We start from the raw sequence: 23,255 nt of genomic DNA, 5'->3' as shown, positions 1-23,255 counted from the left end.
ATCGGAACGGTTCACGGACTCCCGATCGGTCGATGCGGCGTCGGTTGCCACACCGAACCGAATCAATGTGGTGACCTGAACCACCATGCCGGAACGGGGATCGGGAAACAAGAGATCAAAAGGAATCCACAAACGAATACCGCGATACACATTTGTATCGCGGTATTCGACAGACAGTCGGGCAGTGAGGAGCCGGCACGACAAGGATTCGCGATGGATTCCGTAGGACAGGGAAGATGCGCGCCGTTTCCGATCCCCCCGAGCAGCAGAACGTCAGGCTGGACGCAGCAGGCTTGCCAGCTGTTCGTTTTCGATCGACACGCCCGGCGCCCACTCGCGCACGCTGAAGTGGTCGCCCCGGACGTCCAGCACGCCGATGTCGGTGATGACGGTGCTGATGCAGCCTTCTGCGGTGAGGGGGAGACTGCAACGGCGGACCAGTTTCAGGCTGCCGTCGCGGGCGCGGTGGGTCATTACTACGATTACCTTCTTGGCACCGTTGGCCAAATCCATCGCCCCCCCAATGCCTTTGACAACCGATCCGCCGTCGGACCAATTGGCCAGATCGCCGGTGACCGAGACCTGCATCGCGCCCAGCACGGCGACATCGATATGACCGCCGCGGATCATCCCGAAGGAGTCCGCGGAGTCGAAGAACGATGAGCCCGCAATGGTCGTCACTGTCTCCTTGCCCGCGTTGATGAGGTCGGGATCCACCTGTTCGGGGGCCGGATAGCCGCCCAATCCCATGATCCCGTTCTCCGAATGCAACATGATCGGTCGATCACGCAGATGATTGGCAATCAAAGTGGGGATGCCAATGCCCAGGTTGACATGCTCCCCGTCACGCAGTTCCGCAGCTGCTCGGGCAGCGATCTGCTCTCGCGACCAACTCATGCCACACCGCTCTTTACGACCGCCCGGGAGACCGGTGGACACACTGTGCGCAGACGTTCGATCGGCTTGTGCATCTCGCCTTTCAGTTCCACGACGCCGGAGACGAACACCTCCGGCAAGTGAATATCGTCGGCGGCGATCAGGCCCGCGTCCACTACATGCACGACCTCGGCGACGGCGACGCGAGCTGCCATGGCGCACAGCGGGTTGAAGTTGCGCGCCGAGGCGTGAAACCGGAGATTGCCCAACGTGTCCGCCATCTCGGCGCGGATCAGCGCGATGTCGGCGGTGAGACTGTGTTCGAGCAGGCACGGGCGCCCATCGACGGTGTCGACCTGACGTGCAGCCGAATACTCGGCCACTTCCCCCTCGTGGGTGTATCGCACCGGAATCCCACCGTTGGCTACCGCGGTGCCGACCCCGGTCGGGGTGTAGAACGCGGGAATCCCCGCCCCGCCGGCGCGTAGCTTCTCGGCGAGGGTGCCCTGGGGGACAAGGTCCACGCGCAACGATCCCTGCAGGTACTGCGTCAGGAACACCGGGTTGTCCCCGATATACGATGCGGTCACGTGGGCGACACGCCTGGCGCGCAGCAACGCGGTGACGGCGGAATTGGCAGGACCGCAGTTGTTGGTGATGATGTGCAGATCGGTAGCCCCCGAGTCGAGCAGCGCCTCGAGCAGCGCTGCGGGCATGCCGCACAATCCGAACCCGCCGACAGCGATGGTTTGCCCGTCGGTGACCGCGGCCACCGCGGTTGCGGGTGTGTCGAGAACCTTATTCATCCTGATCTCCTCTGGTGGTGATGATGTTCCATATGCCGGGGTTGGTGCCGTGGTCCTCGTCGTCGACGACGGTGCTGAACTGGTCGATGGCGAACTGCCGGAATGTCTGCGCAGGGTCGGCCAGATCGACACCCGCGCGCCAGGCCAACCCGATCTCTCGGTAGGCGCCGGTGTCGGTGAGCGGTACCTCGATCAGGCCTGCAACCGGTGCCGGGGCGGCGGGGACGATGGCGACCCCGAGTCCGGCTGCGACCAATCCCCGCAGGGTGCTGACGCCGGCCGCCTCGAACGCGATTCGCGGTTCGAATCCGGCTGCGTGGCACAGTTCGTCGGCCATGTGACGCATATAGTTGCCCGACTTCAGGGTTACGAAGTCATCGCTGGCCGCCGCCGCCAACGGCGTGTCGGATTCACTGGCGAGGTAGTGCTGCCCCGGGACCGCCAGCACCAGTCGCTGCACGCCGAGCCGGGCGACCCCGATATCGGGCCGTGTCGGCAGCGGCGATGTCACGCACAGCTCGACTTGGCCTTCCTGCAACAGGCGCAACAGTTGATCGGCACTGTCTTGCAACAGTGAGAACTTGATCTCTGGCGATTGCTCGTTGAATCGGCGCAACAATGAAGGTACTGCTTGCTCTCCCAGAGTATGCAGAAAGCCGAGCGTGACCTGTCGACGAGCCGCGCCGACCTGCAACTCGTCGATGGCGGCCACCAAGATCGCCAGTGTTTGCCGCACGGGCTCCACCAGCTTCTCGCCCTCCGGCGTGAGTGTGATGCCGCTGGGCACGCGGGCGCACAACCGGGTCTCGAGGACATTTTCGAGCCGGGCCAGGTGCCGGGTAAGCGTTGGCTGCGGCACACCCAGTGCCGTAGCGGCCTTGGTTATCTGCCCTTCCTGGGCCACCGCGGCAAATTGCACCAGCATCGGACACAACGTATTCAGAACGTCATGCGAAAATGATTTATTCGGCTCATTCATTTCCGTATATCCTCAATTCAAAATTGACTTTTCCCCAAGTGTCGAATCATCGTTGACCCTTGTTTCGAACACCTGCTAACGTCGAATTTAGAGCACCGACATGCGGCAGGGCAATAGCTCCTCATCGAGCAATTACTACCGACCCACATCCGACGGGCTCCGATTTCGAATAATCGACAATGGCAACCGAATGCGGCTTGCCGGAGGCCATTTAATTCCGAGAATTGATGGTTCATGCGAAGGGAAAAGGGATGATAACCGAAGAAATAGCCGCCGACGCGCTGGATGTGTTCGAGACATTTGTCAGCGCAGGGTGGACCGACGGTCTGCCCGTCATTCCGCCGACCGCACGCCGGGTCGCGGAATTCGTCGAACGTGCCGGACGCTCTGCCGATGAGGTCATCGCCGAGGTCGCTCCTCTCGGCGGCGCGGCGACGACCGAAAAGATCGCCGCCAACGCCATCATGGCAGGGTGCACGCCGGACCACATGCCGGTGTTGATTGCCGCCCTGCAGGCTGCCACCGATCCGGCGATGAACATCGGCGGCATGCAGTGCTCGACGCACATGGCATCGCCGTTGCTGATCGTGCACGGGCCGATTCGCGACGAGCTGGGTATCAACTCCGGTGCCAACAGCTTCGGGCAGGGTGTGCGGGCCAACGCGACCCTGGGGCGCGCCCTGAAACTCGCGCTGGTCAATATCGGCGGATCGCACCCCGGCGAGGCGGACAAGGCCACCCTGGGCCAGCCCGGCAAGTTCACATTCTGCATCGGCGAGAACGAAGAGGACTCGCCCTGGCCGGGGCTGCACGTCGACCGGGGGCTGTCCAAGACCGACAGCGCGGTCACTCTCTACGGTGCCGAGGGCCCGCAGAACATCAACAACCAGGCCGCCGACAACCCATACGACATCCTCACCACCGTCGCGGGCATGATGACGAACCTCGGGTCGAACCACATCTTCATCCAGGGTGAGAGCTTCGTGGTGCTGTGCCCCGAGCACGCCCAGATCATTGCCAAGGCCGGTTGGACGAAGGCCGACATCAAGCACTTCCTATTCCAGAACGCCACACGCAGCGTTCGCGAGATCGGGGCCGGCGGTATCCACGGCCGCAAGGTGCGCAACTACCCGACCTGGCCGCGCTTCGTCGATGCCGACGATCTCGACGCCCGCGTTCCGGTCACCCGCCGCGTCGACGACATCACCATCATCGTCACGGGCGGCCCCGGCCGACACTCGGCATACCTGCCCGGCTGGGGCACCCGGTCGGTTACCCGCAAGATCGAAGCATGAAAGGTCGCCAGCACATGTCTATTACGATCGATGACAACAAAAAAGACTGGGCAACAAAGTATTTGGTCGAGAAGCTCGGTCTGGTCGATCCGACCGTGAACGCCGCCGACGCTGCCAAGTCCAAGCCCAACGGTGCTGCCGCACCGCGCCTGGCCGCGCTGACCGGCGCTCGCGGCGTGCTGTTGGACAACACCAAGGGCAACGCCGGACCGCTACTGCGCCACGTGGGCGATCTACTCGAAAAGAAGTACGGTGTCCGGCCGCTGACGATGGAGCGCAAGATCGTCTATTCCCGCCCGGCCGACCCAGCACAGCTCGACGAGCTCGCCCGTGACTACGAGTTCGTCGTGACCGGTGTCGGTGCGTGCGGCTCGTGCACCTCCGGCTGTGTGCGCGACGCTGTCGACCTCGAGGCCCGCGGCATTCCGACCGTCGCGATCCACACGACGGTCTTCATGAACTCTGCGATCGCCCACCGTGGTGCGTTCGGTCGTCCCGACCTGCAGTTCGTACCGGTTGAGCACCCCATCGCCGCGGTCAGCGACGCCGAGCTCGAGCGGCGCGCCATCGCGCTGGTGGACGATGTCGCGACGATTCTGATTGGTGGCAAGGCATGAGCAGCATTCGCGAAGATGTTGAAAATGCCCTCGATGGGCTGCGGCAGGGCTTCCAGGCCGACGGTGCGGACCTGACCGTCGAAGAGGCGACGGAGTCCCAGGTGACTCTGCGGCTGGTGGGCAGCGACGAGACCTGCTGGGAATGCATCGTGGCCCCCGACCAGCTGCGTGACGTGGTGGGTTCGGTGCTGCACGACAGCATCGGCTCGCAACCCTCGGTCGAGGTGATCGACCCACGCAGCGACCACTGAGCGATCGGTGGCCGGGATTCTCACCCGGCCACCGATGCCCTCACCCTCACCCCTGCATCGAAACGACCCGAACCGAGAAACCAATGACTTCGACCGCACACTCTGGAGCCCATGCCGACACCGGACAGAGGCGCCCACTGAGCCCCCACGACTTCTTGAATATCGACTTCTGCTTGTCGGAGGAGGAGCGGCTCATCCGCGCCACGGTCCGTGACTACGTTCGCCGTGACCTGTTGGGCCGGATCCCGGACGCCTACGACAACGCGTACCTTCCGGAGGACTTCCCCAGGGCTGCAGGCCGGCTGGGGTTGTTGGGAATGCACCTGCAGGGATACGACTGCCCCGGCACCAGTGCGGTCGCGTACGGGCTGGCGTGCCTGGAACTCGAGGCCGGTGACAGCGGCCTGCGGAGCTTCGTCTCGGTCCAGGGCTCGTTGGCTATGTTCGCGATCTGGCGATACGGCAGCGAGACACAGAAGCAGACCTGGCTGCCGGCGATGGCAGTGGGCAAGGCGATCGGATGCTTCGGCCTCACCGAGCCGGATGCCGGTAGCGATCCCTCCGCGATGCGCACCACTGCCCGCCTCGAAGACGGCCAGTGGGTCCTCAACGGCAGCAAGATGTGGATTACCAACGGCAGCATGGCGGCCGTCGCCGTGGTGTGGGCGAAGACCCCCGACGGGGTCCGCGGATTCCTCGTACCCCGCCACACCCCTGGCTTCTCCACACGCGACATCACCCACAAGATGTCGCTGCGCGCCTCCACCACCTCGGAACTGGTCTTCGACGACTGCACACTCCCGAGCGAGGCAATCCTTCCCGAGGCGCACGGGTTGAGCGCACCGCTGTCCTGCCTGACCGAGGCACGATTCGGAATCATCTGGGGAGCGGTCGGGGCCGCGCGTGCCTGCTACGAGGCGGCGCTCGACTACGCAAGCACCCGAACGCAGTTCGGGCGGCCCATCGCCGGATTCCAGCTCACCCAGAGCAAACTCGTCGAAATGTTGACCCACGTCAACACCTCCTTGATGCTCGCCCTGCACCTCGGCGAACTCGAGGACGCCGGGCAACTGCACCCGCAGCAGGTCAGCTTCGGCAAGCTCCACAACGTGCAGAGCGCACTCCACGTGGCGCGCAGCGCCCGCACCATCCTCGGCGCCAATGGCATCACCCTCGAGTATCCGGTGATGCGGCACATGACCAATCTCGAATCCGTCCTCACCTACGAAGGCACCGGCGAGATCCACACCCTCATCGTCGGTCAGGCCATTACCGGTCTGCCCGCGTTTCACTGACATTGGAGCAGCCATGGATTCCCCACGCAACGTCATCATCATCGGCGGCGGCCCGGCCGGGTACACCGCCGCCATCTACACCGGCCGCGCCGACCTGAACCCCCTGGTCGTCGAGGGCACCCAGTACGGCGGCGCTCTCATGCAAACCACCGAGGTCGAGAACTTCCCCGGATTCGTCGAAGGAATCCAGGGCCCCGAACTCATGGACACCCTGCGCAAACAGGCCGCACGCTACGGAGCGGACCTACTCACCACCGACGTCTCCGCCGTCGACCTGACCGGTGACATCAAGACAGTCACCATCGGCGACAACACCGTCGAAGCACGGACGGTGATCCTGGCGATGGGATCGGCCTACCGCAACCTGGGTCTGCCCAACGAACAACGCCTGTCCGGACACGGCGTGTCCTGGTGTGCGACCTGTGACGGGTTCTTCTTCCGCGATCAGCACATCGCGGTTGTCGGCGGCGGCGACTCCGCCCTCGAGGAAGCGATGTTCCTGACCCGCTTCGCTTCCAGTGTCACCGTGGTGCACCGGCGCGACACACTGAGGGCATCGAAGATCATGCAGGAACGCGCGTTCGCGAACCCCAAGATCCGGTTCCTCTGGAACAGCGTCCCCGAAGACGTTCTCGGCGATCAAGAAGTGACCGGCCTGCTCGTGCGTAACACCGGCACCGGCGAACAGTCGACGGTACCGGTCACGGGTGTGTTCATCGCGATCGGTCACGACCCACGACACGAACTCGTACACGGTCAAATCCCACTCGACGGCGAAGGCTACGTAGTGACCGAAGGCCGCTCCTCACGCACCACAGTGAGCGGAGTGTTCGCCTGCGGCGACCTCGTCGATCACACATACCGGCAAGCCATCACCGCCGCAGGCAGCGGCTGTACCGCCGCACTCGACGTCGAACGCTACCTCGCCGACACCGCCGCCGGTGGCGCCGTCGCGAGTGGATAGGGATCTACGAATACCGACTCGGTCCCGGACCTGCGGCCCTTTCCCGGTCGGCACAAGGCCCGATCCCCGGCTCGACAGCTGCTACCCCTGACCAGCAGCGCCCATCAAACCCGAATCAACCGATTCCGGTCCGACAACACAGGCAAGGGAACTGAACATGTCCGATCACGCACTCACTGTCACCGACGATTCCTTCGACGAACTCGTTCTGAAGAGCACCCGACCGATCCTCGTCGACTTCTGGGCACCATGGTGCGTGCCGTGCAAGAAACTGTCGCCGATCCTCGACGAAATCGCGGCAGAGAGCAGCGACAAGATCGCAATCGCGAAGCTGGACATCGACGCAAACCCGAACTCCGCCAAAAGCTACCGCGTCATGTCCCTCCCGACCATGGTCGTCTTCCGCGACGGCGAAGTCGTCGGCAGAATTACCGGCGCCAAGGACAAGGCCACCTTGCTGAAAGACATCGGCGCTACCCTCTCCGTGAGCGAAGACACCGCCAACTCGATGTGAGGTGGGAACTCGCCAGCACCGTGAATCGATTGACGATCTGAACCAACCCGGGGCTGATCCGCACGAGCCAGATCTTGTGCGTCGGGTCGATCGGCACGATGAGCAGTGTCGAAGATGGCCTCGTACTCGGCCGGTGAAATCCGCCCGAGCCGGGAACCAGCCGACGGCGTGACGTCGGCGATATGCCCCGCCGTGTAGAGCCCGGTCGTTCGACCAGATCCGGCGGTCGCGTCGCCGACGGTTCCGGCACCGTTGCGCAGTGATCACACGGAAAGATCGGTGCGACCCGAACCCGTCGCGGTGTTCGGCGACGACATCGGCAGATCAATTGGCGGGGGCGCACTCCCGAATCACAGACGTTTGCGGACTCGAGTAATTCGATGGCCCTTCCCGGCCCGGCGCTCTTTCGCCGTGATGACCGCGGGTGAATCCAGAAATCTGGGATCCTGTTCCGGTTTCTCAAACGTCGAGACGGCACTGTCGAGGTATGCGAGCAAAGCCATTTATTCTTGAATACCAACATTCAATTTCGAATTCCGGTTCAAGGGTTATCTTCGAAGCCTGCCAGAGGTAGTGTGGTCCCTATCGCTGCAGCAGGTGGTGCTTCCGTCCCGGAAGTTACCACGCAATTTTGAACCGTCGGGTCTATTTCCGAAGTCGAAATTGGCAGAATGCCCACAATGATACTTGGTTTTCCTTCGACGCGAATTCCTATGTGGACTCGTGCGTCGCAGGGGGCTGAATCCGAGTCCAGATTTGCCCGCGAGTTCTCGCAGAGAAACGAAAGAAAGGACATCGATGTCCACCTCCACGCCTTCACCAGCGGCCCTGTCGCCGCCCACTACCGTCCGTCGACGTCGGTACTACGCTCAGCTGTGGTTCTGGGTTCTGGTCGCTTTGGTCGCCGGTATCATCGTCGGACTCGTCGCCCCAGGATTCGGGGAGAATCTCCGCTTTCTGGCGGATAGCTTCATCCAGCTCATCAAGGTAGTCGCGCCGCCTATTGTATTTTGCACCATCGTGATTGGGGTCGCCTCAATCGGCAACATGCTCAAGGCTGGAAGGCTCGCTGCGACCGCTCTGGGCTACTTCCTGGCCATGACGATCGTCGCGCTCTCGCTGGGTCTGGTCGTGCTCAACGTCATTCGTCCCGGTGCCGACTTTCCCACACAGGTAGCTGATCCCAGCACACTCCAGACTGCCCAAGCGGATGTCACTGAAGCGACCGGGAAGACCGGAATGCTCGGCTTCATTCAGGACGAGCTATTGCCGAAGAGCCTTTTCGGTCCATTCGTAGAAAATGACATGCTCCGTGTGATCGTGTTGGCGATTTTGTTCGCCGTCGCTGCATCGATGCTTGCTACTCCGCTACGTATGCGGGTCGTAGCCGCAGTCGAACTGATGTCGAAGGTTGTCTTCGGAGTTATCCGCATACTGATGCTGCTGGCACCGATTGCGGCATTCGGCGGTATGGCCTACACCGTGTCTCAATTCGGCGGTAAGACGCTGGCCAACCTAGGCCTGTTGATGGTCGCCTTCTGGCTGACATGCTTCTTTTTCGTGTTCGTTGTACTTGGTGCGGTCTGTGCGTGGAGCGGATTCAGTATCTTCAAGTTTCTTCGCATGATCAAGGATGAGCTGCTGATTATCGTCGGAACATCGACATCTGAGACTGTCCTGCCGCGCCTCCTGGGCAAACTCCAGGCGGCGGGTGCAAGTCGCTCGGTTGTCAGCATGGTTCTACCGACAGGTTATGCGTTCAATTTGGATGGCAGCTGCATCTACTTGACAATGGGAGCGCTATTCATCGCGCAGGCCGGCGGTGTGGACCTTCCCATCGGAGCGCAACTCGCCCTTGTGGCGCTGATGATACTCACGTCGAAGGGCGCGGCCGGGGTAACCGGCGCAGGCCTTGTCACGCTCGCTGCGTCCCTACAGGCATTCGGACCAGACTTCTTTCCTCCTTCAGTACTTACCATCGGCCTCGCTCTGCTCGTCGGCATCGATCGGATCATGAGTGAGGGCCGCTCACTGACCAATGCGATAGGCAACGCGGTCGCGGTGATGGTCATTGCGCGCTGGCTGGGCGAGCGTGACGAGACACGCTTCCGTGCGGCGCTCAAAGACCCCGAACTCGTGCGAGATCAGATCGAACAAGAGCCGGACACGGTACAACTGGGAGCCGGTACATACGAAATGCCCGAGGCGATCCGGCCTCACAGACAGATGGCAGCTCGAGGTGACGACGAGTCTCCGACTTGTGAGTATGCGCCGGCCGTCACGTCCAAGATGGAGCCGCGGGATTAACGCCCGAGCATGGCGGGCGCCGTCGCGCAACCTCCTGGCCGGCTTGGCGCGAGCTTCGGGCCAACCATGCTCGGTGTGGTACCTCGGTTCGGATTCGTTGCTGCACAACGTGAATTGCTGACCGTGACAGGGTCCCGCACTTTTTCATGATTTCCGTTCGCAGGTTGGTGTGGGGTGCTGGGCGAGGTAGCTGTGTGCGTGGTCGCCCATCACATGCGCGCTGAGTCGGTGCGCACGGGCGGCGAAGCCGCATAATTGAGGGTGCGAGGTGAGACCGGTGCGGCAGACACCCTGGTTGGCGACGACGGTATTCGTCGGATCGGTTGCTGTCCTGCTCGCAGTCCACACCGGCGGCGGTGCGTCGAGCGAACCCCACAGGGAAGCGACGCGCATGCTCGATCCCGCCGGGCCGGTCCTCGTCCTCACTCCGCCGCGCGGGCAGCCGGGCGACCACATCCAGTATCACGCCACGAGTCTTCCGACGTGTGGCGGGCCGTGGGCGGTGGAGTTCGGCGATCGTGTCCTGGGCGAGACCCGTCAGGTCGGCAGCGTCGCCGACTTCCGCGCGGCGGTGCCGAACCGCGGCAGTCGCGGTTTCCAGGTGGCCGGTCTGCGGTGCTTGCCGACCCCGTCCATGGTGGTGCAGACGACTTTCGAGGTGCTCCCGGTGACACGTTCGCCGGAACCGACCACTACCTGGATGCTGCCGCCACCACCAGAGCTACCGACGCGGACGAAGAGACCCACACCGACGACCACCACCACGATCACAGCTCCTGCTGACGCGGAGCGGTAGCGGCGACATCCGGAGCCGGAACGGTGAAACTGCCTATCCGAACGGTCCCGGCGGGATCGCCTGCTGGGAAACCGTCGCCGTCTGAGGGCCCCTGCGCGGTGTCCTCAGACGGTGTAGTGCAGCAGGGAGACGCCGTTCTGGAAGCCGCGGGCCTCCACCAGCTGCAGCCTCGGCATCTCGTACCCGTCGGGGAACAGCCTTCGTCCCCGACCTTGGACGGCGGGGTACACGAACAGTCGGTACTCGTCGACCAGGCCGGACTCGATCAGGGCATGGGTCAGCATGATGCTGCCCGTGACCACTATGTCGCGGCCCTCCTGCCCCTTCAAGGCCCGTACCCGGGCGATCCAGTCGCCCGTGAGCACGGTCGAGTTCCGCCACTGGGGGTCGGCCATGGTCGAGGAGACGACGTACTTCTGAATCTGGTTCAGCTCGTCGGTGATCCCCGTCTGGTCGTCGGTCTGTCGGGGCCAATAGCCGCGGAAGTCCTCGAACGTCCGCCGACCCAGCAACATCGCGTCCGCGCGCTCGGACTGCCGGCGGGTCGCCTCCAGCAGCTGCGGATCCTGGTCCGCGGGGTCGAACCAGTCGCCGAGCATCTCGATGGAGCCGTCGAGGGTGATGTTCTGGGTGATCGCGAGTGTTCTCATACCAAATACTGACACCGCGACCGCCGAAAAATCATCGGCAGCACCTGCACACCTGACGACGGCGAACAGGGGGCACACGTCACGGTGAGCGGATGGAGCCTGCGAGTACGCTGGCGCGGTCGAGAAGGAGAGGTGTTGTGCCCATGAGTGAGCCGTATGCAGTCGTCGGAGCGACGGGTGGTCAAGGAGGCGCTGTCGTCGACGCGCTGCTCGAACGAGGGCGTGAGGTCCGCGCGCTTGTCCGTCGAAGCTCTTCTCGCTCAGATGCGTTGCGCCTACGAGGCGTCGAGATTGCCGTCGCCGACATCACCGATCGGGCGGCGATCGCGTCTGCCGTCGATGGGTGTGCGGGCGTGTTCGCCATGACAACTCCGTTCGAGGACGGCCCCGAGGCGGAGATCGCTCAGGGTGCGGCGCTGGTCGGCGCGTTCAGTGATTCCGGTGTTCCACACGTGGTGTTTTCTTCGGTGGCCGACGCGGACAAGAGTACCGGGGTCCCACATTTCGACACGAAGGCTGCGACCGAGTCGTTGCTGCGAGAATCCTCGGTCTCGTACACGATCGTCGGGCCGACCTACTTCTATGACAACCTGCTCGGTGGACTCGACGGAATCCGCCATGGCCGACTCGATCTGCCTCTGCCGGTCGACACCCCGCTGCAGCAGTTGTCGCGGCGAGACCTCGGTCGGTTCGTCGCCCTCGTGTTCGACGATCCGGACCGATTTTCCCGGACACGAATCGACCTGGCGTCGGATGATCCGACGCCACGTCGAATGGCCGAGGTGCTCGGTGAGGTACTGGGCACGCCGGTACATGCCCATTCGTCCGACGCGGACGCCATCGCGTCGCCGGACATGCGCGCGATGTTCCGCTTCCTCACCGACAGGGGGTACGACGCGAAGATCGGCGAACTGCGCCGGCTCTACCCCGAGGTGGGCTGGCAGAGCTTCGCCGAGTGGGCTGCAGAGTTGGCCTGAGGTCCGACGAGCATCGGCGCGTATTCGACGACCGTGGCGGTCGCCACGATTATGTAATATGGAGGTCGGGAGCCCGGTACTCGAACACCAGCAGTGAGGACGGTCATGGGCGTGCAGGCCAACACCAGAGCCATCGAGAAAGACATCGTCACCGACTTCAGCGAGCGGATGAGCTACGCCTCGTACCTCGACCTCGACACCCTGCTGAGCGCGCAGAAACCGGTGAGCCGGCCGGAGCATCACGACGAACTGCTGTTCATCATCCAGCACCAGACCACCGAACTCTGGCTGAAGCTCGTCCTGCACGAAACACTCGCGGCCCGAGCTGCTTTCGACGAGGACGACATCGGCCGGGCGCTCAAGTGCGTGGCGCGCGTCAAGCACATCCAGAAAACGCTGACCGAACAGTGGTCGGTCCTGGCCACGCTGACCCCCACCGAGTACTCGGAGTTCCGCCGGTTCCTCGGCAATTCGTCCGGGTTCCAGTCCTACCAGTACCGCGCCGTCGAGTTCGTACTTGGCAACAAGAACGCCGGAATGCTTGCGGTGTTCGACGCCGATCCCGCCGCCCACGATCTGCTCGAACGGCTCCTCGCCGAGCCGAGCCTGTACGACGCGTTCTGGCAGTGCCTGGCGCGGCTGGGGTACGACGTGCCGGCCTCCGCGCTGGACCGCGACGTGACCACCGCCTACACGCTGAACGAGGACCTGCTGCCCCTGATCAAGTTCGTCTACGAGAACCACGACGAACACTGGGCCGTCTACGAGGCCTTCGAGGAGTTCGTCGACCTCGAGGAGAACTTTCAGCTGTGGCGCTTCCGCCACATGCGCACGGTGCAGCGGACCATCGGAATGAAATCCGGAACGGGAGGGTCCAGCGGAGTGGGATTCCTGCAAAAGGCGCTGGACCTGACGTTCTTCCCCGAACTGCTGGCTGTGCGCACCGAGATCGGACGATGATGACCACCTCGACCGATGTGCCGGCCGCCCGCGCCGCCGAACTCGACGCCGCGGACCCGCTGCGCCCGTACCGCGACCTGTTCATCGGCGCCGACGACCCCTCGGTGCCCGCCTACCTCGACGGCAACTCGCTCGGCCGGCCCACCAAGGCGAGCGCCGAGCGGATCAACGCCTTCGTCACCCAGTCGTGGGGCGGCCGCCTCATCCGCGGGTGGGACGAGGAGTGGTACGACCTGCCGATCACGATCGGTGACACCCTCGCGAGGGTGGCGCTCGGCGCCGCCGCCGGGCAGACCACCATCGGCGACTCGACGACGGTCCTGTTGTACAAGCTGGCACGCGGTGCGCTCGCGTTGCGGCCGGACCGCACCGAGATCGTCGTCGACCGCGACAACTTTCCGACGGACCGCTACGTGCTCGAGGCCGTCGCCGGAGAACTCGGGCTCACGCTCCGGTGGATCGAGTCCGATACCCGGGGCGGCGTCACCGTCGACGACCTGACGTCCGTGGTCTCCGAACACACCGCGCTCGTCGTGCTCAGTCACGTCGCCTACCGCTCGGGCTACCTGGTCGACGCCGCCGGCGCCGCTCGCGTCACACACGACGCCGGTGCGCTCCTGCTGCTGGACCTGTGTCACTCCGTCGGCTCGGTTCCCCTCGAACTCGACACGTGGGGTGTCGATCTGGCGGTCGGGTGCACGTACAAGTATCTGAACGGCGGTCCGGGCTCACCGGCGTTCGCCTACGTTCGCGCCGACCATCAGCAGGACTTCGTGCAGCCGATCTGGGGCTGGATGGGCCGCGACGACCCGTTCGCGATGGAGCAGGGCTACCGCCCGGCGCCCGGCATCCGGCGGGTGATCAGCGGAACGCCGTCGGTCCTCGGCATGATCGCGCTGCAGGACACCCTCGCACTCCTCGACGAGGTCGGCATGGACGCCGTGCGCGCCAAGTCGATCGCGCTCACCGAGTACGCACTCGACCTCGTGCGCGAATTACTGGTTCCGCTGGGCGTAGAGATCGGGGCGCCGGAGGATTCCGCCGAGCGGGGTGGTCACGTCATCATCGACCACCCGCGGTTCCAGACCGTCGTCGAGCGACTGTGGACGAAGGGCGTCATCCCCGACTTCCGGGCCCCGCAGGGGCTGCGGCTCGGCCTGAGCCCGCTGAGTACCAGCTTCGGTGAGGTGTGCGCCGGGATACTCGCGATCCGTGATGAACTCACCGACTGAACCGGCGAGCGCGATCCTCGACGACTTCGATTCGCGGCCCGGCAGCGCGACGTCGCTGATCCGCACCGTCCTCGGCGCGTACGTGCGCGACCTCGGCGGGTGGGTGGCGATCGCCGACTTCGTGGAAGTGATGCAGGCCGCCGGTATCCCGGCCGAATCGACACGCATCGCGGTGGCCCGCCTGAAGAAGAAGGGGGTGCTGCGGCCGCTGACCCGCGACGGGCGGAGCGGGTACGAGGTGACCGAGCAGGCCGAGTCGATGTTCAGACGCGGCGATCCGCGGATCTTCGGCTTCCGTCAGATGGCGGACACCGACCCCTGGCGGCTCATCTCGTTCACCATTCCCGAATCGCAACGGGCGGTGCGGCACCAGTTGCGCAGGCGACTCGGCTGGATCGGCTGCGGAACCGTGTCACCCGGCCTGTGGATCGCCCCCGAGTACCTCGCCCGCGAGGTCCAGGACATCGTCGACGCGCTGGGCCTGTCCGAGTACGTGACCACCTTCGTGTCCACGGCGGTGTTCGTCCCCGATTCGATGGGGAACGCGGCGACGCGGTGGTGGGATCTGGACGGCATCGCCGCGCGGCACCGCGACTTCCTGGACCGCCACCGGGTCGCTCTGTCTGCTGCAGAGGAGGTGTCGCCGCGCGAAGCGTTCGTCCGGTTCGTCCCGCTGCTCGACGAATGGCGCATCATCCCCTACATCGACCCGGGCCTGCCCGCCGGCATGCTGCCCGAGGACTGGCCCGGCGCCGACAGCGTCCGCCTGTTCGCGTCGGCGCGGGACCGCTACCTCGACGGGAGCCGCGACTGGGTGCGGAGCGTGCAGTCGCGGCTCCCGGTGTGAGGTGCTATCCGAGGAATTCCTCGCCGATGTTCTTGGCCCACTCCTCGGCCTGATCCTTCGGGCGGATCGAGCTGGACCCGTCGTGCCTGCCGTGTTCGCCCACCTGGACCGCGCCGAGGGAGACGAGCTTCTCCGCGATGATCTCGCCGCCGCGGTTGTACGTCTCCTCGTACACCTTGTCGCCGAGGCCGAACAGCGCGAACTGCACACCGGTGAGGTCGGGTTCGTCCTCCTCGAGACCCTCGAAGAAGGGTTCCGCGCCGGTGGGCAGCTCGCCCTCACCGTAGGTGGAGCACACGATGACGTGGAAATTCTCGGGGTCGAGATCGCCCGCGTCGAACTCCATCATGTCGTACAGGGACGTGTCGCCGTAGTCGCCGAGCACGTCGGCGATGTTGTCGGCCACCAGTTCGGAGGTTCCGCCCTCGCTGCCGTACAGAATCACCACTGCCATTGTTCTTGCTCCTCGTGAGTTGCTGCCGACGTGGTCAGTACACGTCGCGCAGGTAGCGCTTTTCCTTCTTGAGCTTGGTCACGTAGTCGGCGGCCTGCTCGGTGGAAAGGGTGCCATGGGTGGCGATGACCTCGTGCAGGGCCCGGTCGACGTCCTTCGCCATCCGGGTGGCGTCGCCACACACGTAGAAGTGGCCGCCGTCCTCGAGCCAGGCGAACAACTCCGCGCCGTTCTCGACCATCCGGTTCTGCACGTAGATCTTCTCCGCCTGGTCGCGGGAGAAGGCGAGGTCGAGGCGGGTGAGGAGACCGCTGTCGCTCATCGCGCCGATCTCCTCCTCGTAGATGTAGTCCGACGCGCGGTGCTGGTCGCCGAAGAACAGCCAGTTGCGTCCCGACGCGCCGCGCGCCTGCCGTTCCTGCAGGAACGCGCGGAACGGCGCGATGCCGGTACCGGGGCCCACCATGATCATCGGTGCGTCGTCGTTCGCGGGGACGCGGAACGACTTGTTCTTCGACACGAAGATCCCGCCGCTGCCGCCGTCGCCGATCCGGTCGGCGAGGAACGTGGAGCACACGCCGCCGCGGTCGCGTCCGGCCGAGCTGTGGCGGACGCTGGCGACGGTCAGGTGCACGCTGCCGGGGTTCGCGAGCGCGCTGGACGAGATCGAATACGCCCTGTGCTGCAACGGCTTCAGCAGCCCGACGAACTCGTCGGCGGTAAACGTCACCGACGGCTCGAGGAGCAGCAGGTCGAGCACGTCCTTGCCCCACAACCAGGCGTCGAGGGCTTCCTTGTCGCCGTGCCGCAGCACGTGGCTCAGTTCTTCGTCGCCCGCCCGCTTCTCGATCTCGTCGATGAATTCGTGGCTCGGCGTGGAGATCTCGTACGCGTGCAGGAGGAGATCGCTGAACGGCCGCTCCTTGCCGGTGACGGCGGCATCGGCAGGGATGCCCAGCCGGGACACCAGGGCGTCGACGAGGGCGGGATCGTTGATCGGCATCACACCGAGCGCGTCACCGGCCTCGTACTCGAGGCCGCTGTCGGCGAGCGCGAACTCGTAGTGCCGGATCTCCTTCGCCGACGTGTCGCTCGACAGCCGCCGGTTCACGGAGAGCGTGGACGCATAGGGGTTCTTGCGGTTCCACTGCGAGCGGTTGCGGGCCGGTTTCGTCTCGGGCTCGGCGATATCGGCGACGGGGGACTCGCCGCGAATGCCCTCGACGGCCGCAAACAGGGGGAGGGTGTCGGCGACCCACGCGGCGGCGGTGTCCTCGTAGTCGACGTCGCAGTCGACGCGCGGAGTGACGCGGCGGGCACCGAGCTGCTCGAGCCTGGTGTCGATCATCTTGCCGGCCTGGCAGTACCCGTCGTAGCCGGTGTCGCCGAGTGCGAGCACGGCGAAGTCGGTGGTTTCCAATCGCGGCGCGGTCTCCGCGGACAGCGCCTGCCAGAACAGTTCGGCGTTGTCGGGCATCTCACCCTCACCGTAGGTGGAGGTGACGACGAGGACGCGTTGCATGGCGGCGAGGGCGTCCGTGTCGACGTCGTCGAGGGCGCTCACGACCGGTGCGAAGCCCTGCGAACGTGCTGCGGCCGCAGCGTCTTCCGCGACGCCCTCGGCGTTCCCGGTCTGGCTGCCGTACAGCACGTGCATCGCGGGCAACTGCCCAGCGCCCGCCGCCGCGGGCGCGTCGGAGCCACCGACGACCAGGCGTGAGCTCATGCCGGCGAGGAAGCCGGTGAGCCAGACGCGCTGGTCCTCGCTGAACGGGGCGTCCTGAGGGATGTACGGCATCTTCATGAGGGGACCACGTCTCTCGTGGGGATCAGATCGGGGAGAGCGTGCTGCGCGAACAGCTCCTCGAAACCGGGCAGCCGGCCGATCTTGTCGACGTTCTTGGCATCCTGGTGCAGGATCCAGCCGTACGTGCCGGGGGCGTCGATGGACCGCACGTTGCGGCGGCGCAGCGCATCCTTGTAGTCGGCGAGACGCTTGGCCGCCACCATCACGGCCAGGTCCTCGTCGCTGTAGTCCTTCAACGCTTCCCGCGCGTACCGCTGCAGCCGCTGCATGAGGAAGAAGTCCTCGGTGAGCAGCAGGTTGCGGACGGCCTTGTCGACCGCCGGATCGGACGGATCCGCGACACCCGGCAGCTTGGACAGCGCCATCTCCTGCGCCGCGTTCAGCACCGTGTAGTTGTTCAGCAGCGCGAACATGGCCTCGGTGTCGGCCTCGCCGTAGCCGGGCACGGCGCCGTCCAGCACCGCGTGACCGTCCCGGTAGTCCAGCTTGAACTTGCGCACCTGGTGTGCGACCAGTGCGGCGGCGAGTTCGTCGGCGAGCTCCTTGCGGGGCTTGGCCTTCAGGATCTCGTCGCTGTCCTGGTACTGCAGCAGTGCGCGCGGCATGCCATACACGAAGTGGTGCTGTTCGGTCTCCCAGTTCTCGAGCAACCATGCCGCCTTGGCGGAGCCGGTGGCCTCGAGGTGCCACCCGAGCAGCACGTGCACGGCCTGACGGTGCAGCGCCGCGTGCTCGTCGTCGCCGGTGATGGAGCCGAGCAGGATCGAATCCGCGCTGGCCTTGCCGGGCAGCTTGCCCTCGGGGTCGTACTGGTAGACGAAGCCACCGCTCATGCCGTTGCCGACACCCTTGCCGAAGCCGCCGAGGTTGAGGACGGCGCCGTTGGTCATGTACTCGCAGGCGAAGTCGCCGACGCCCTCGACCACCGCGGTGGCACCCGAATTGCGCACGGCGAAACGGTCACCGGCCTGGCCCTCGACGAACGTGCGCCCACCGGTGGCGCCGAACAGTGCGAAGTTGCCGATCAGCACGTTGCCGCCGTGCAGGTCGGAGCCGCCACCGGGCGAACGCACGACGATGCTGCCGCCGTTGGCGCCCTTGCCGACGCCGTCGTTGGCGGTGCCGGTGTGGACGAGGGTCATGCCGTCGTTGCAGAACGCACCGTACGACAGGCCCGCGGACCCGGACGTGGCGATCCGGACGCTGCCCTCACGCAGATAACCGCGGCCGCGCTCGTCGCGGAGCACGGCGGGCAGCTCGACATCGGTGAGTTCGTGATTCAGCATCCGCTCGATGTCGACCGCCAGCTGGGCGCCGACGCTCTTGTTGCGGTTGCTCAGGTGCACCCCGTCGCCGAGCTCCACCGTGGCCTCGCCCTGCTCGACCAGCGCCGCGCGCAGCTGCACGAGCCAGCCGTCGTCGAGGGTGTAGTCCTTCTCCAGGTACACCGGATCGCCGATCGACACTTCCTCGACCACGGCGAGCATCGCGCGCAGGTCGAGCTGGCCGACGCTCGACGGGTGGTCGAGGAGCTGCAGCAGATCCGACCGTCCCCGGGCCTCGCGCAGCGAGGACATCCCCAGCTCGGCCAGCACCTCGCGGGTCTCGTGCGCGATGTTCAACAGGTACTGCGCCATCGCCCGCGGATCACCGTCGAACAGTTCGGGATTGGTGGTCAGACCGGCGGGGCACTTGATGTTGCAGTTCTTGGCCATGACGCACTTGAGCATCATCAGCGCGGTGGTGCCGAACTCGAAGCTGTCGGCGCCGAGCAGCGCCGACTTCACCACGTCGCTCGCCGTCTGGTGCGCGCCGGAACACCGGAGCAGCACCTTCTGCCGCAACCCGTTGGCGCACAACGCCTGATGGACCTCGGCGACGCCGATCTCCGCCGAACGTCCGGCGTACTTGAGGCTCGTCACCGCGGCGGCACCGGTGCCGCCGGTGTTGCCCGCCACGTTGATGACGTCGGCGCCGGCCTTCGCGACACCCACCGCGATGGTGCCGATGCCCTCCGAGGACACGAGCTTGACGATGACGCGGACCCGCGCCGCCTTGCAGTCGTGGATCAGCTGCGCGAGGTCCTCGATGGAGTACGTGTCGTGATGCGGTGGGGGAGAGACGAGTTCGACACCGGGGGTGCCGCCGCGAGCGGCCGCGATCTCGACGGTCACCTTGGGTGCGGGCAACTGCCCGCCTTCGCCGGGCTTGGCGCCCTGCGCGATCTTGATTTCGAGTTCCTCGAGCATCGGGTCGGCCAGGTAGCCGGCCCACACGCCGAAGCGGCCGGACGCGAACTGCTTGATCCGGGAACCGCGGATGGTGCCGTAGCGGGAGATGTGCTCGCCGCCCTCACCGCTGTTCGACATGCCGCCGACCATGTTGGTGCCGTGCGCGACGGCCTCGTGCGCGTTGGAGTTCAACGCACCGTGGCTCATGGCGCCGGACGTGAGGAACGGTGTGATGTCGCTGGCCTTCTGCACCTGCGCGATCGGCAGGCTCGCCGGAGCGGTGCGCAGCAGCGACAGACATCGCAACGCCTCACCGGACGTGCGCACGAGAAGAGCATCACCGTCCACGCTGTGCTCGCGGAGGTCGTCGCCGAACCGTATCGCCAGCGATTCGCCGAGCGCCGCCAGCACACGGGCCTCGCCCGCGTGGGGGCCGGTGAGCCGGAGCCGGAACCGGTCCTCGCCGATGGCCTCGGATTCGAGTCCGCGCACCGCGAAGCTGTTGTTGCCCTTGCGGGAGAAACGGCCCATCTGCTTGCGGAACTCGGCTGCCGTGGTGAGGAACGTGACGTCGGCGGGCAGATCCAGCACGTCGCGCAGCGCTGCGGGGCGGCGGGTGCGCTCGTCGACCATCGTCCGGGCGAAGGCGCGGTAGCCGGGGGTGATCTCGAAGCGGTCGATCGACTCGGGGGTCAGCTTCTGGAAGCCGGCGTTGCGGTAGGCGTCGTCGTCGAGACCGAACGCGTCCTCGAGCCGGTTCAGTGGCAGCAATCGCAGCGATTCCGTGTGGTCCTGCGTGCCCGCCGTGTCGAATGCGATGGGTTCCTCGGTGAGGTCGACGAAGCCGCGCACGGCCGCCGTGCCGTACGAGTGACCGGCGCCTTCCGCGCGCTCCTTGAACAGGCCGAGCAGCGGGACGTCCTTCTCCCCGGTGACGGCCAGGGCGCGCTGGTGCCAGTCGGCGACGGCCTGCGCGATGACGGCGAACCCGACACCGCCCACCGGCGTCTTCACGTTCGCGAAGTAGCGGCGCAGTACCCGGTCGTCGGTGTCGAGGTAGTTGGGTTCGAAGAACTCGCCGCCGATGTAGCTTTCGGCGGTGCACAGGCCGACCCGGCCCATCGTCTTCATCAGCGACTTCTCGGCGGCCTTCGCGAACCGCTTGAACGCCACATCCGCCTCGTCGGCGAACTTCTCCTCTGCGCGCAGACGGACGGCGAGCGGGTAGATCGCGGCGGCGCCGAATCCGAGGGCGGCCGCCACATGGTGCGAGGACGAGATCTGACCGCTCTCGGCGACGACGGACACCCGCAGGCGCAGACCCTCTTCGATCAGCCGCTGGTTGACAGCGGAGATCGCCACGATCATCGGCAGCGCGGCGCGGTCGGTGGCCACGTGACGGTCGGTGACGATCGCGATGCCGCCCTGCTCGCGGGCGAACGCCTCCACCTCGTCGCAGAGCCCGTCGACCGCGGCCTCGAGTGCGGCTGCGTTGGCGGCGAAGTCACCGTGGACGGGGGTGTACAGCATCGGGAATCGCTGCACCGGCGTCTCGGACTGCTTGCGGATCCGCAGCATGTCCATGTGTGTGAGGATCGGCGACGGCACCACGATCTGCGGCGCCGACTGCGCCCCGCTGTTCGGCTTGGCGCCCAGCGCGACGCGCAGCGTCATGCCGTCGGCCTCACGGATGCTGTCCAGCGAAGGGTTGGTGACCTGAGCGAAACGCTGCGAGAAGTACTTGGCCACCCCGCCTTCCTGATCGGAGAGCGCGTTGATGGCGTTGCCGTAGCCCATCGCGGAGATCTTCTCCTGACCCGACGCGAGCATCGGGTCCATCATGAACTTGAAGCTTTCCTGGTTGTGCGAGTACGCGACGTAGCGCTGGGTGCGCTCGAGGTCGCCGTTGTACCGCAACGGTCCCGGCTCGGCCTCGACCTCGGGCAGCGCCTCGATGGTCCGGCGGGCCTCGGCGACGAGCGTCGGGTAGTCGTTCCGGGAGGCGAGCAGCTCGAGTGCCTCGTCGGTGGAGTACGAGCGGCCCTCGCGGTGGTCGAAGTACAGCATGCCGCCGGCCTCGATGCGTCCGCGGTGCAGGACGGTCTCGGGGTCGAAGTCGATCTGCCCGGCCTCGGACGTGACGCACAGGTACTCGTTCGTCTCCACCGAGCGCAGCGGTCGCAGTCCGAGCCGGTCGAGCCGCGCGCCGACGACGGTGCCGTCACCGAAGATCAGCGCGGCCGGGCCGTCGTTCTTCTCCTCGTACAGCGAGAAGTACTCGAGCATCGACCGGACCTCGGGCGACAGGGTGGAATCGTTCTCCCACGCCGGCGGCATCATCGACACCACCGCGGTCACCAGGTCGAGACCGTCCTCCACGACCCGGCTCTGCAGCGTCTGGTCGAGGCGGCAACTGTCCGACTGGCCGTGCGGGCGGACGATCTCCCGGTTGCGGGAACGAGCGAGAGCCGTCTCGGACAGGCGGTTCTTCTTGTCCGTGTTGAGCTCACCGTTGTGCGCCATCAGACGGAACGGCTGCGCCATCGTCGGATGCGGATCGGTGTTCGTCGAGAACCGGGTGTGGAAGTACAGGGTGTGGATGGCGTGGGCCGGGTCGACGAGGTCCCGGAAGTAGGGCATCACCTCGTTCGAGTTGAGGCGGCCCTTGAGCACCTGGGTGCGGGCGCTGAGCGACAGCGGGTACAGCCCGGCCAGATCGGGCTGGGTGTACGCGACGGCCTCGATCGCGAGCAGGGCGTCGTGGATGCGACGGTCGAACTCGGTCTCGTCGGTGCAAGCGTCGGGCGCGGTGAACACCCACTGCCGGATCGGCAGCTGGTACCGGATTGCGGCGGGCCGGAGCACGGTGGCGTCGACGGGCACGTCACGCTCGACCAGCACCCGGAATCCCTGATCGGCGAGAGCCCGCTCGATGACGGCCTCCGCGTCGCCGTGGAATGCCACGTCGGTGGGGAGGAAGAAGTTGCCGACACCGAAGCGGCCGGCCTCGAGATCGTCCTGACCGGTCAGGGAGCGGAAGAACGACACCGACAGGTCGACGCACACACCGGCACCATCGCCGACACCCTCGGCCGACATGCCACCGCGGTGAGGAACCGCACACAGGGCCTCATGGCCCCGGGTGAGGACGTCATGGGACTGAATGCCGTCCTTGCGGGTGATGAAGCCCACGCCACAGCTGCTCTTGTCGAGCGTCCTGTCGTACAGGCCGGACTCGGTGGCGCTCGTGTTCAACCGACTGTCTCCTCGCGATACTCGCCGAATAAGGGTCCGTGCTGGGCGCACGGGTGGCGTCGGCGAGAGGATCACGGCAGAGAACCGACCCCGAACCGATACGCCGGTGAGGCAGACGTCGTTGTCTGAGGTGCGGAACGTG

Annotated in this window: 19 protein-coding genes; 12 read left to right on the top strand and 7 right to left on the bottom strand. The window is 65.6% G+C overall.

Features of this window, described 5'->3' with window-relative positions; all coding sequences use genetic code 11:
* Positions 1-273: 273 nt before the first annotated feature.
* From ACFVJ3_RS20165 to ACFVJ3_RS20155, 3 genes are read right to left on the bottom strand one after another with little or no spacing between them, the layout of a single operon-like run.
* The gene (locus tag ACFVJ3_RS20165) at positions 274-897 is read right to left on the bottom strand and encodes a 3-oxoacid CoA-transferase subunit B (RefSeq protein ID WP_378453701.1); all 624 of its coding nucleotides are present in this window, start codon (positions 895-897) and stop codon (positions 274-276) included.
* Positions 894-1,682: a CoA transferase subunit A gene (locus tag ACFVJ3_RS20160; protein ID WP_378453700.1), complete on the bottom strand. Its 789-nt coding sequence runs from the start codon at positions 1,680-1,682 to the stop codon at positions 894-896. The genes ACFVJ3_RS20165 and ACFVJ3_RS20160 overlap by 4 nt, the downstream gene beginning before the upstream one ends.
* Entirely contained in the window at positions 1,675-2,661 is a 987-nt protein-coding gene (locus tag ACFVJ3_RS20155; RefSeq protein ID WP_378453699.1) for a LysR family transcriptional regulator, read from the bottom strand. The genes ACFVJ3_RS20160 and ACFVJ3_RS20155 overlap by 8 nt, the downstream gene beginning before the upstream one ends.
* A gap of 251 nt (positions 2,662-2,912) precedes the next feature.
* Here ACFVJ3_RS20155 and ACFVJ3_RS20150 point away from each other — a divergent pair, with 251 nt between their 5' ends.
* The 8 genes from ACFVJ3_RS20150 to ACFVJ3_RS20115 all read left to right on the top strand — a co-directional run bounded on the left by ACFVJ3_RS20150 (position 2,913) and on the right by ACFVJ3_RS20115 (position 10,700).
* Complete coding sequence (locus ACFVJ3_RS20150) at positions 2,913-3,956, top strand: hypothetical protein (RefSeq protein WP_378453698.1); 1,044 nt, start codon at positions 2,913-2,915, stop codon at positions 3,954-3,956.
* Positions 3,953-4,573 (top strand): hypothetical protein, encoded by a 621-nt coding sequence (locus ACFVJ3_RS20145; RefSeq protein ID WP_378453697.1) that lies wholly within the window; start codon positions 3,953-3,955, stop codon positions 4,571-4,573. Before ACFVJ3_RS20150 ends, ACFVJ3_RS20145 begins: the two co-directional genes overlap by 4 nt.
* Entirely contained in the window at positions 4,570-4,824 is a 255-nt protein-coding gene (locus ACFVJ3_RS20140) for a NifU family protein (protein ID WP_378453696.1), read from the top strand. The genes ACFVJ3_RS20145 and ACFVJ3_RS20140 overlap by 4 nt, the downstream gene beginning before the upstream one ends.
* Positions 4,825-4,907: 83 nt before the next feature.
* The gene (locus tag ACFVJ3_RS20135; protein ID WP_378453695.1) at positions 4,908-6,119 is read left to right on the top strand and encodes an acyl-CoA dehydrogenase family protein; all 1,212 of its coding nucleotides are present in this window, start codon (positions 4,908-4,910) and stop codon (positions 6,117-6,119) included.
* A gap of 13 nt (positions 6,120-6,132) precedes the next feature.
* Complete coding sequence (trxB, locus tag ACFVJ3_RS20130; protein WP_378453694.1) at positions 6,133-7,083, top strand: thioredoxin-disulfide reductase; 951 nt, start codon at positions 6,133-6,135, stop codon at positions 7,081-7,083.
* 157 nt (positions 7,084-7,240) lie between these two features.
* Positions 7,241-7,597 carry a thioredoxin gene (trxA, locus tag ACFVJ3_RS20125; protein WP_378453693.1) on the top strand — a complete coding sequence of 119 codons (357 nt, stop codon included), beginning with the start codon at positions 7,241-7,243 and terminating at the stop codon, positions 7,595-7,597.
* A 798-nt stretch (positions 7,598-8,395) separates the two neighbouring features.
* Positions 8,396-9,904 (top strand): cation:dicarboxylate symporter family transporter, encoded by a 1,509-nt coding sequence (locus ACFVJ3_RS20120; protein WP_378453692.1) that lies wholly within the window; start codon positions 8,396-8,398, stop codon positions 9,902-9,904.
* A 277-nt stretch (positions 9,905-10,181) separates the two neighbouring features.
* Positions 10,182-10,700 (top strand): hypothetical protein, encoded by a 519-nt coding sequence (locus ACFVJ3_RS20115; RefSeq protein ID WP_378453691.1) that lies wholly within the window; start codon positions 10,182-10,184, stop codon positions 10,698-10,700.
* A 104-nt stretch (positions 10,701-10,804) separates the two neighbouring features.
* Here the strand turns inward: ACFVJ3_RS20115 and ACFVJ3_RS20110 are convergent, their stop codons facing one another.
* Positions 10,805-11,350, bottom strand: a complete 546-nt coding sequence (locus tag ACFVJ3_RS20110) for a dihydrofolate reductase family protein (protein WP_378453690.1) — start codon at positions 11,348-11,350, stop codon at positions 10,805-10,807.
* A gap of 137 nt (positions 11,351-11,487) precedes the next feature.
* On the opposite strand from ACFVJ3_RS20110, the gene ACFVJ3_RS20105 reads away from it, so the two are divergent.
* From ACFVJ3_RS20105 to ACFVJ3_RS20090, 4 genes are all read left to right on the top strand, one after another.
* On the top strand, positions 11,488-12,327 hold the full coding sequence (locus ACFVJ3_RS20105) for an NmrA/HSCARG family protein (protein WP_378453689.1): 840 nt from the start codon (positions 11,488-11,490) through the stop codon (positions 12,325-12,327).
* A gap of 105 nt (positions 12,328-12,432) precedes the next feature.
* On the top strand, positions 12,433-13,287 hold the full coding sequence (locus tag ACFVJ3_RS20100) for a tryptophan 2,3-dioxygenase (protein ID WP_378453688.1): 855 nt from the start codon (positions 12,433-12,435) through the stop codon (positions 13,285-13,287).
* Complete coding sequence (locus tag ACFVJ3_RS20095; protein ID WP_378453687.1) at positions 13,284-14,519, top strand: kynureninase; 1,236 nt, start codon at positions 13,284-13,286, stop codon at positions 14,517-14,519. Before ACFVJ3_RS20100 ends, ACFVJ3_RS20095 begins: the two co-directional genes overlap by 4 nt.
* The gene (locus ACFVJ3_RS20090; protein ID WP_378453686.1) at positions 14,503-15,366 is read left to right on the top strand and encodes a PaaX family transcriptional regulator C-terminal domain-containing protein; all 864 of its coding nucleotides are present in this window, start codon (positions 14,503-14,505) and stop codon (positions 15,364-15,366) included. The genes ACFVJ3_RS20095 and ACFVJ3_RS20090 overlap by 17 nt, the downstream gene beginning before the upstream one ends.
* A gap of 4 nt (positions 15,367-15,370) precedes the next feature.
* Here the strand turns inward: ACFVJ3_RS20090 and ACFVJ3_RS20085 are convergent, their stop codons facing one another.
* From ACFVJ3_RS20085 to ACFVJ3_RS20075, 3 genes are read right to left on the bottom strand one after another with little or no spacing between them, the layout of a single operon-like run.
* Positions 15,371-15,820 (bottom strand): flavodoxin domain-containing protein, encoded by a 450-nt coding sequence (locus ACFVJ3_RS20085; RefSeq protein ID WP_005252412.1) that lies wholly within the window; start codon positions 15,818-15,820, stop codon positions 15,371-15,373.
* 34 nt (positions 15,821-15,854) lie between these two features.
* Positions 15,855-17,624 (bottom strand): sulfite reductase subunit alpha, encoded by a 1,770-nt coding sequence (locus tag ACFVJ3_RS20080; RefSeq protein WP_378453685.1) that lies wholly within the window; start codon positions 17,622-17,624, stop codon positions 15,855-15,857.
* On the bottom strand, positions 17,621-23,113 hold the full coding sequence (locus tag ACFVJ3_RS20075) for a glutamate synthase-related protein (RefSeq protein ID WP_378453684.1): 5,493 nt from the start codon (positions 23,111-23,113) through the stop codon (positions 17,621-17,623). The genes ACFVJ3_RS20080 and ACFVJ3_RS20075 overlap by 4 nt, the downstream gene beginning before the upstream one ends.
* Positions 23,114-23,255: the final 142 nt, after the last annotated feature.

It is taken from the genome of Rhodococcus sp. NPDC127593 (assembly GCF_042671975.1).
Taxonomy (GTDB): domain Bacteria; phylum Actinomycetota; class Actinomycetes; order Mycobacteriales; family Mycobacteriaceae; genus Rhodococcus_F.
Note: the sequence above shows the minus strand (reverse complement) of the source record. Positions and strands in the feature narration are given on the sequence as shown.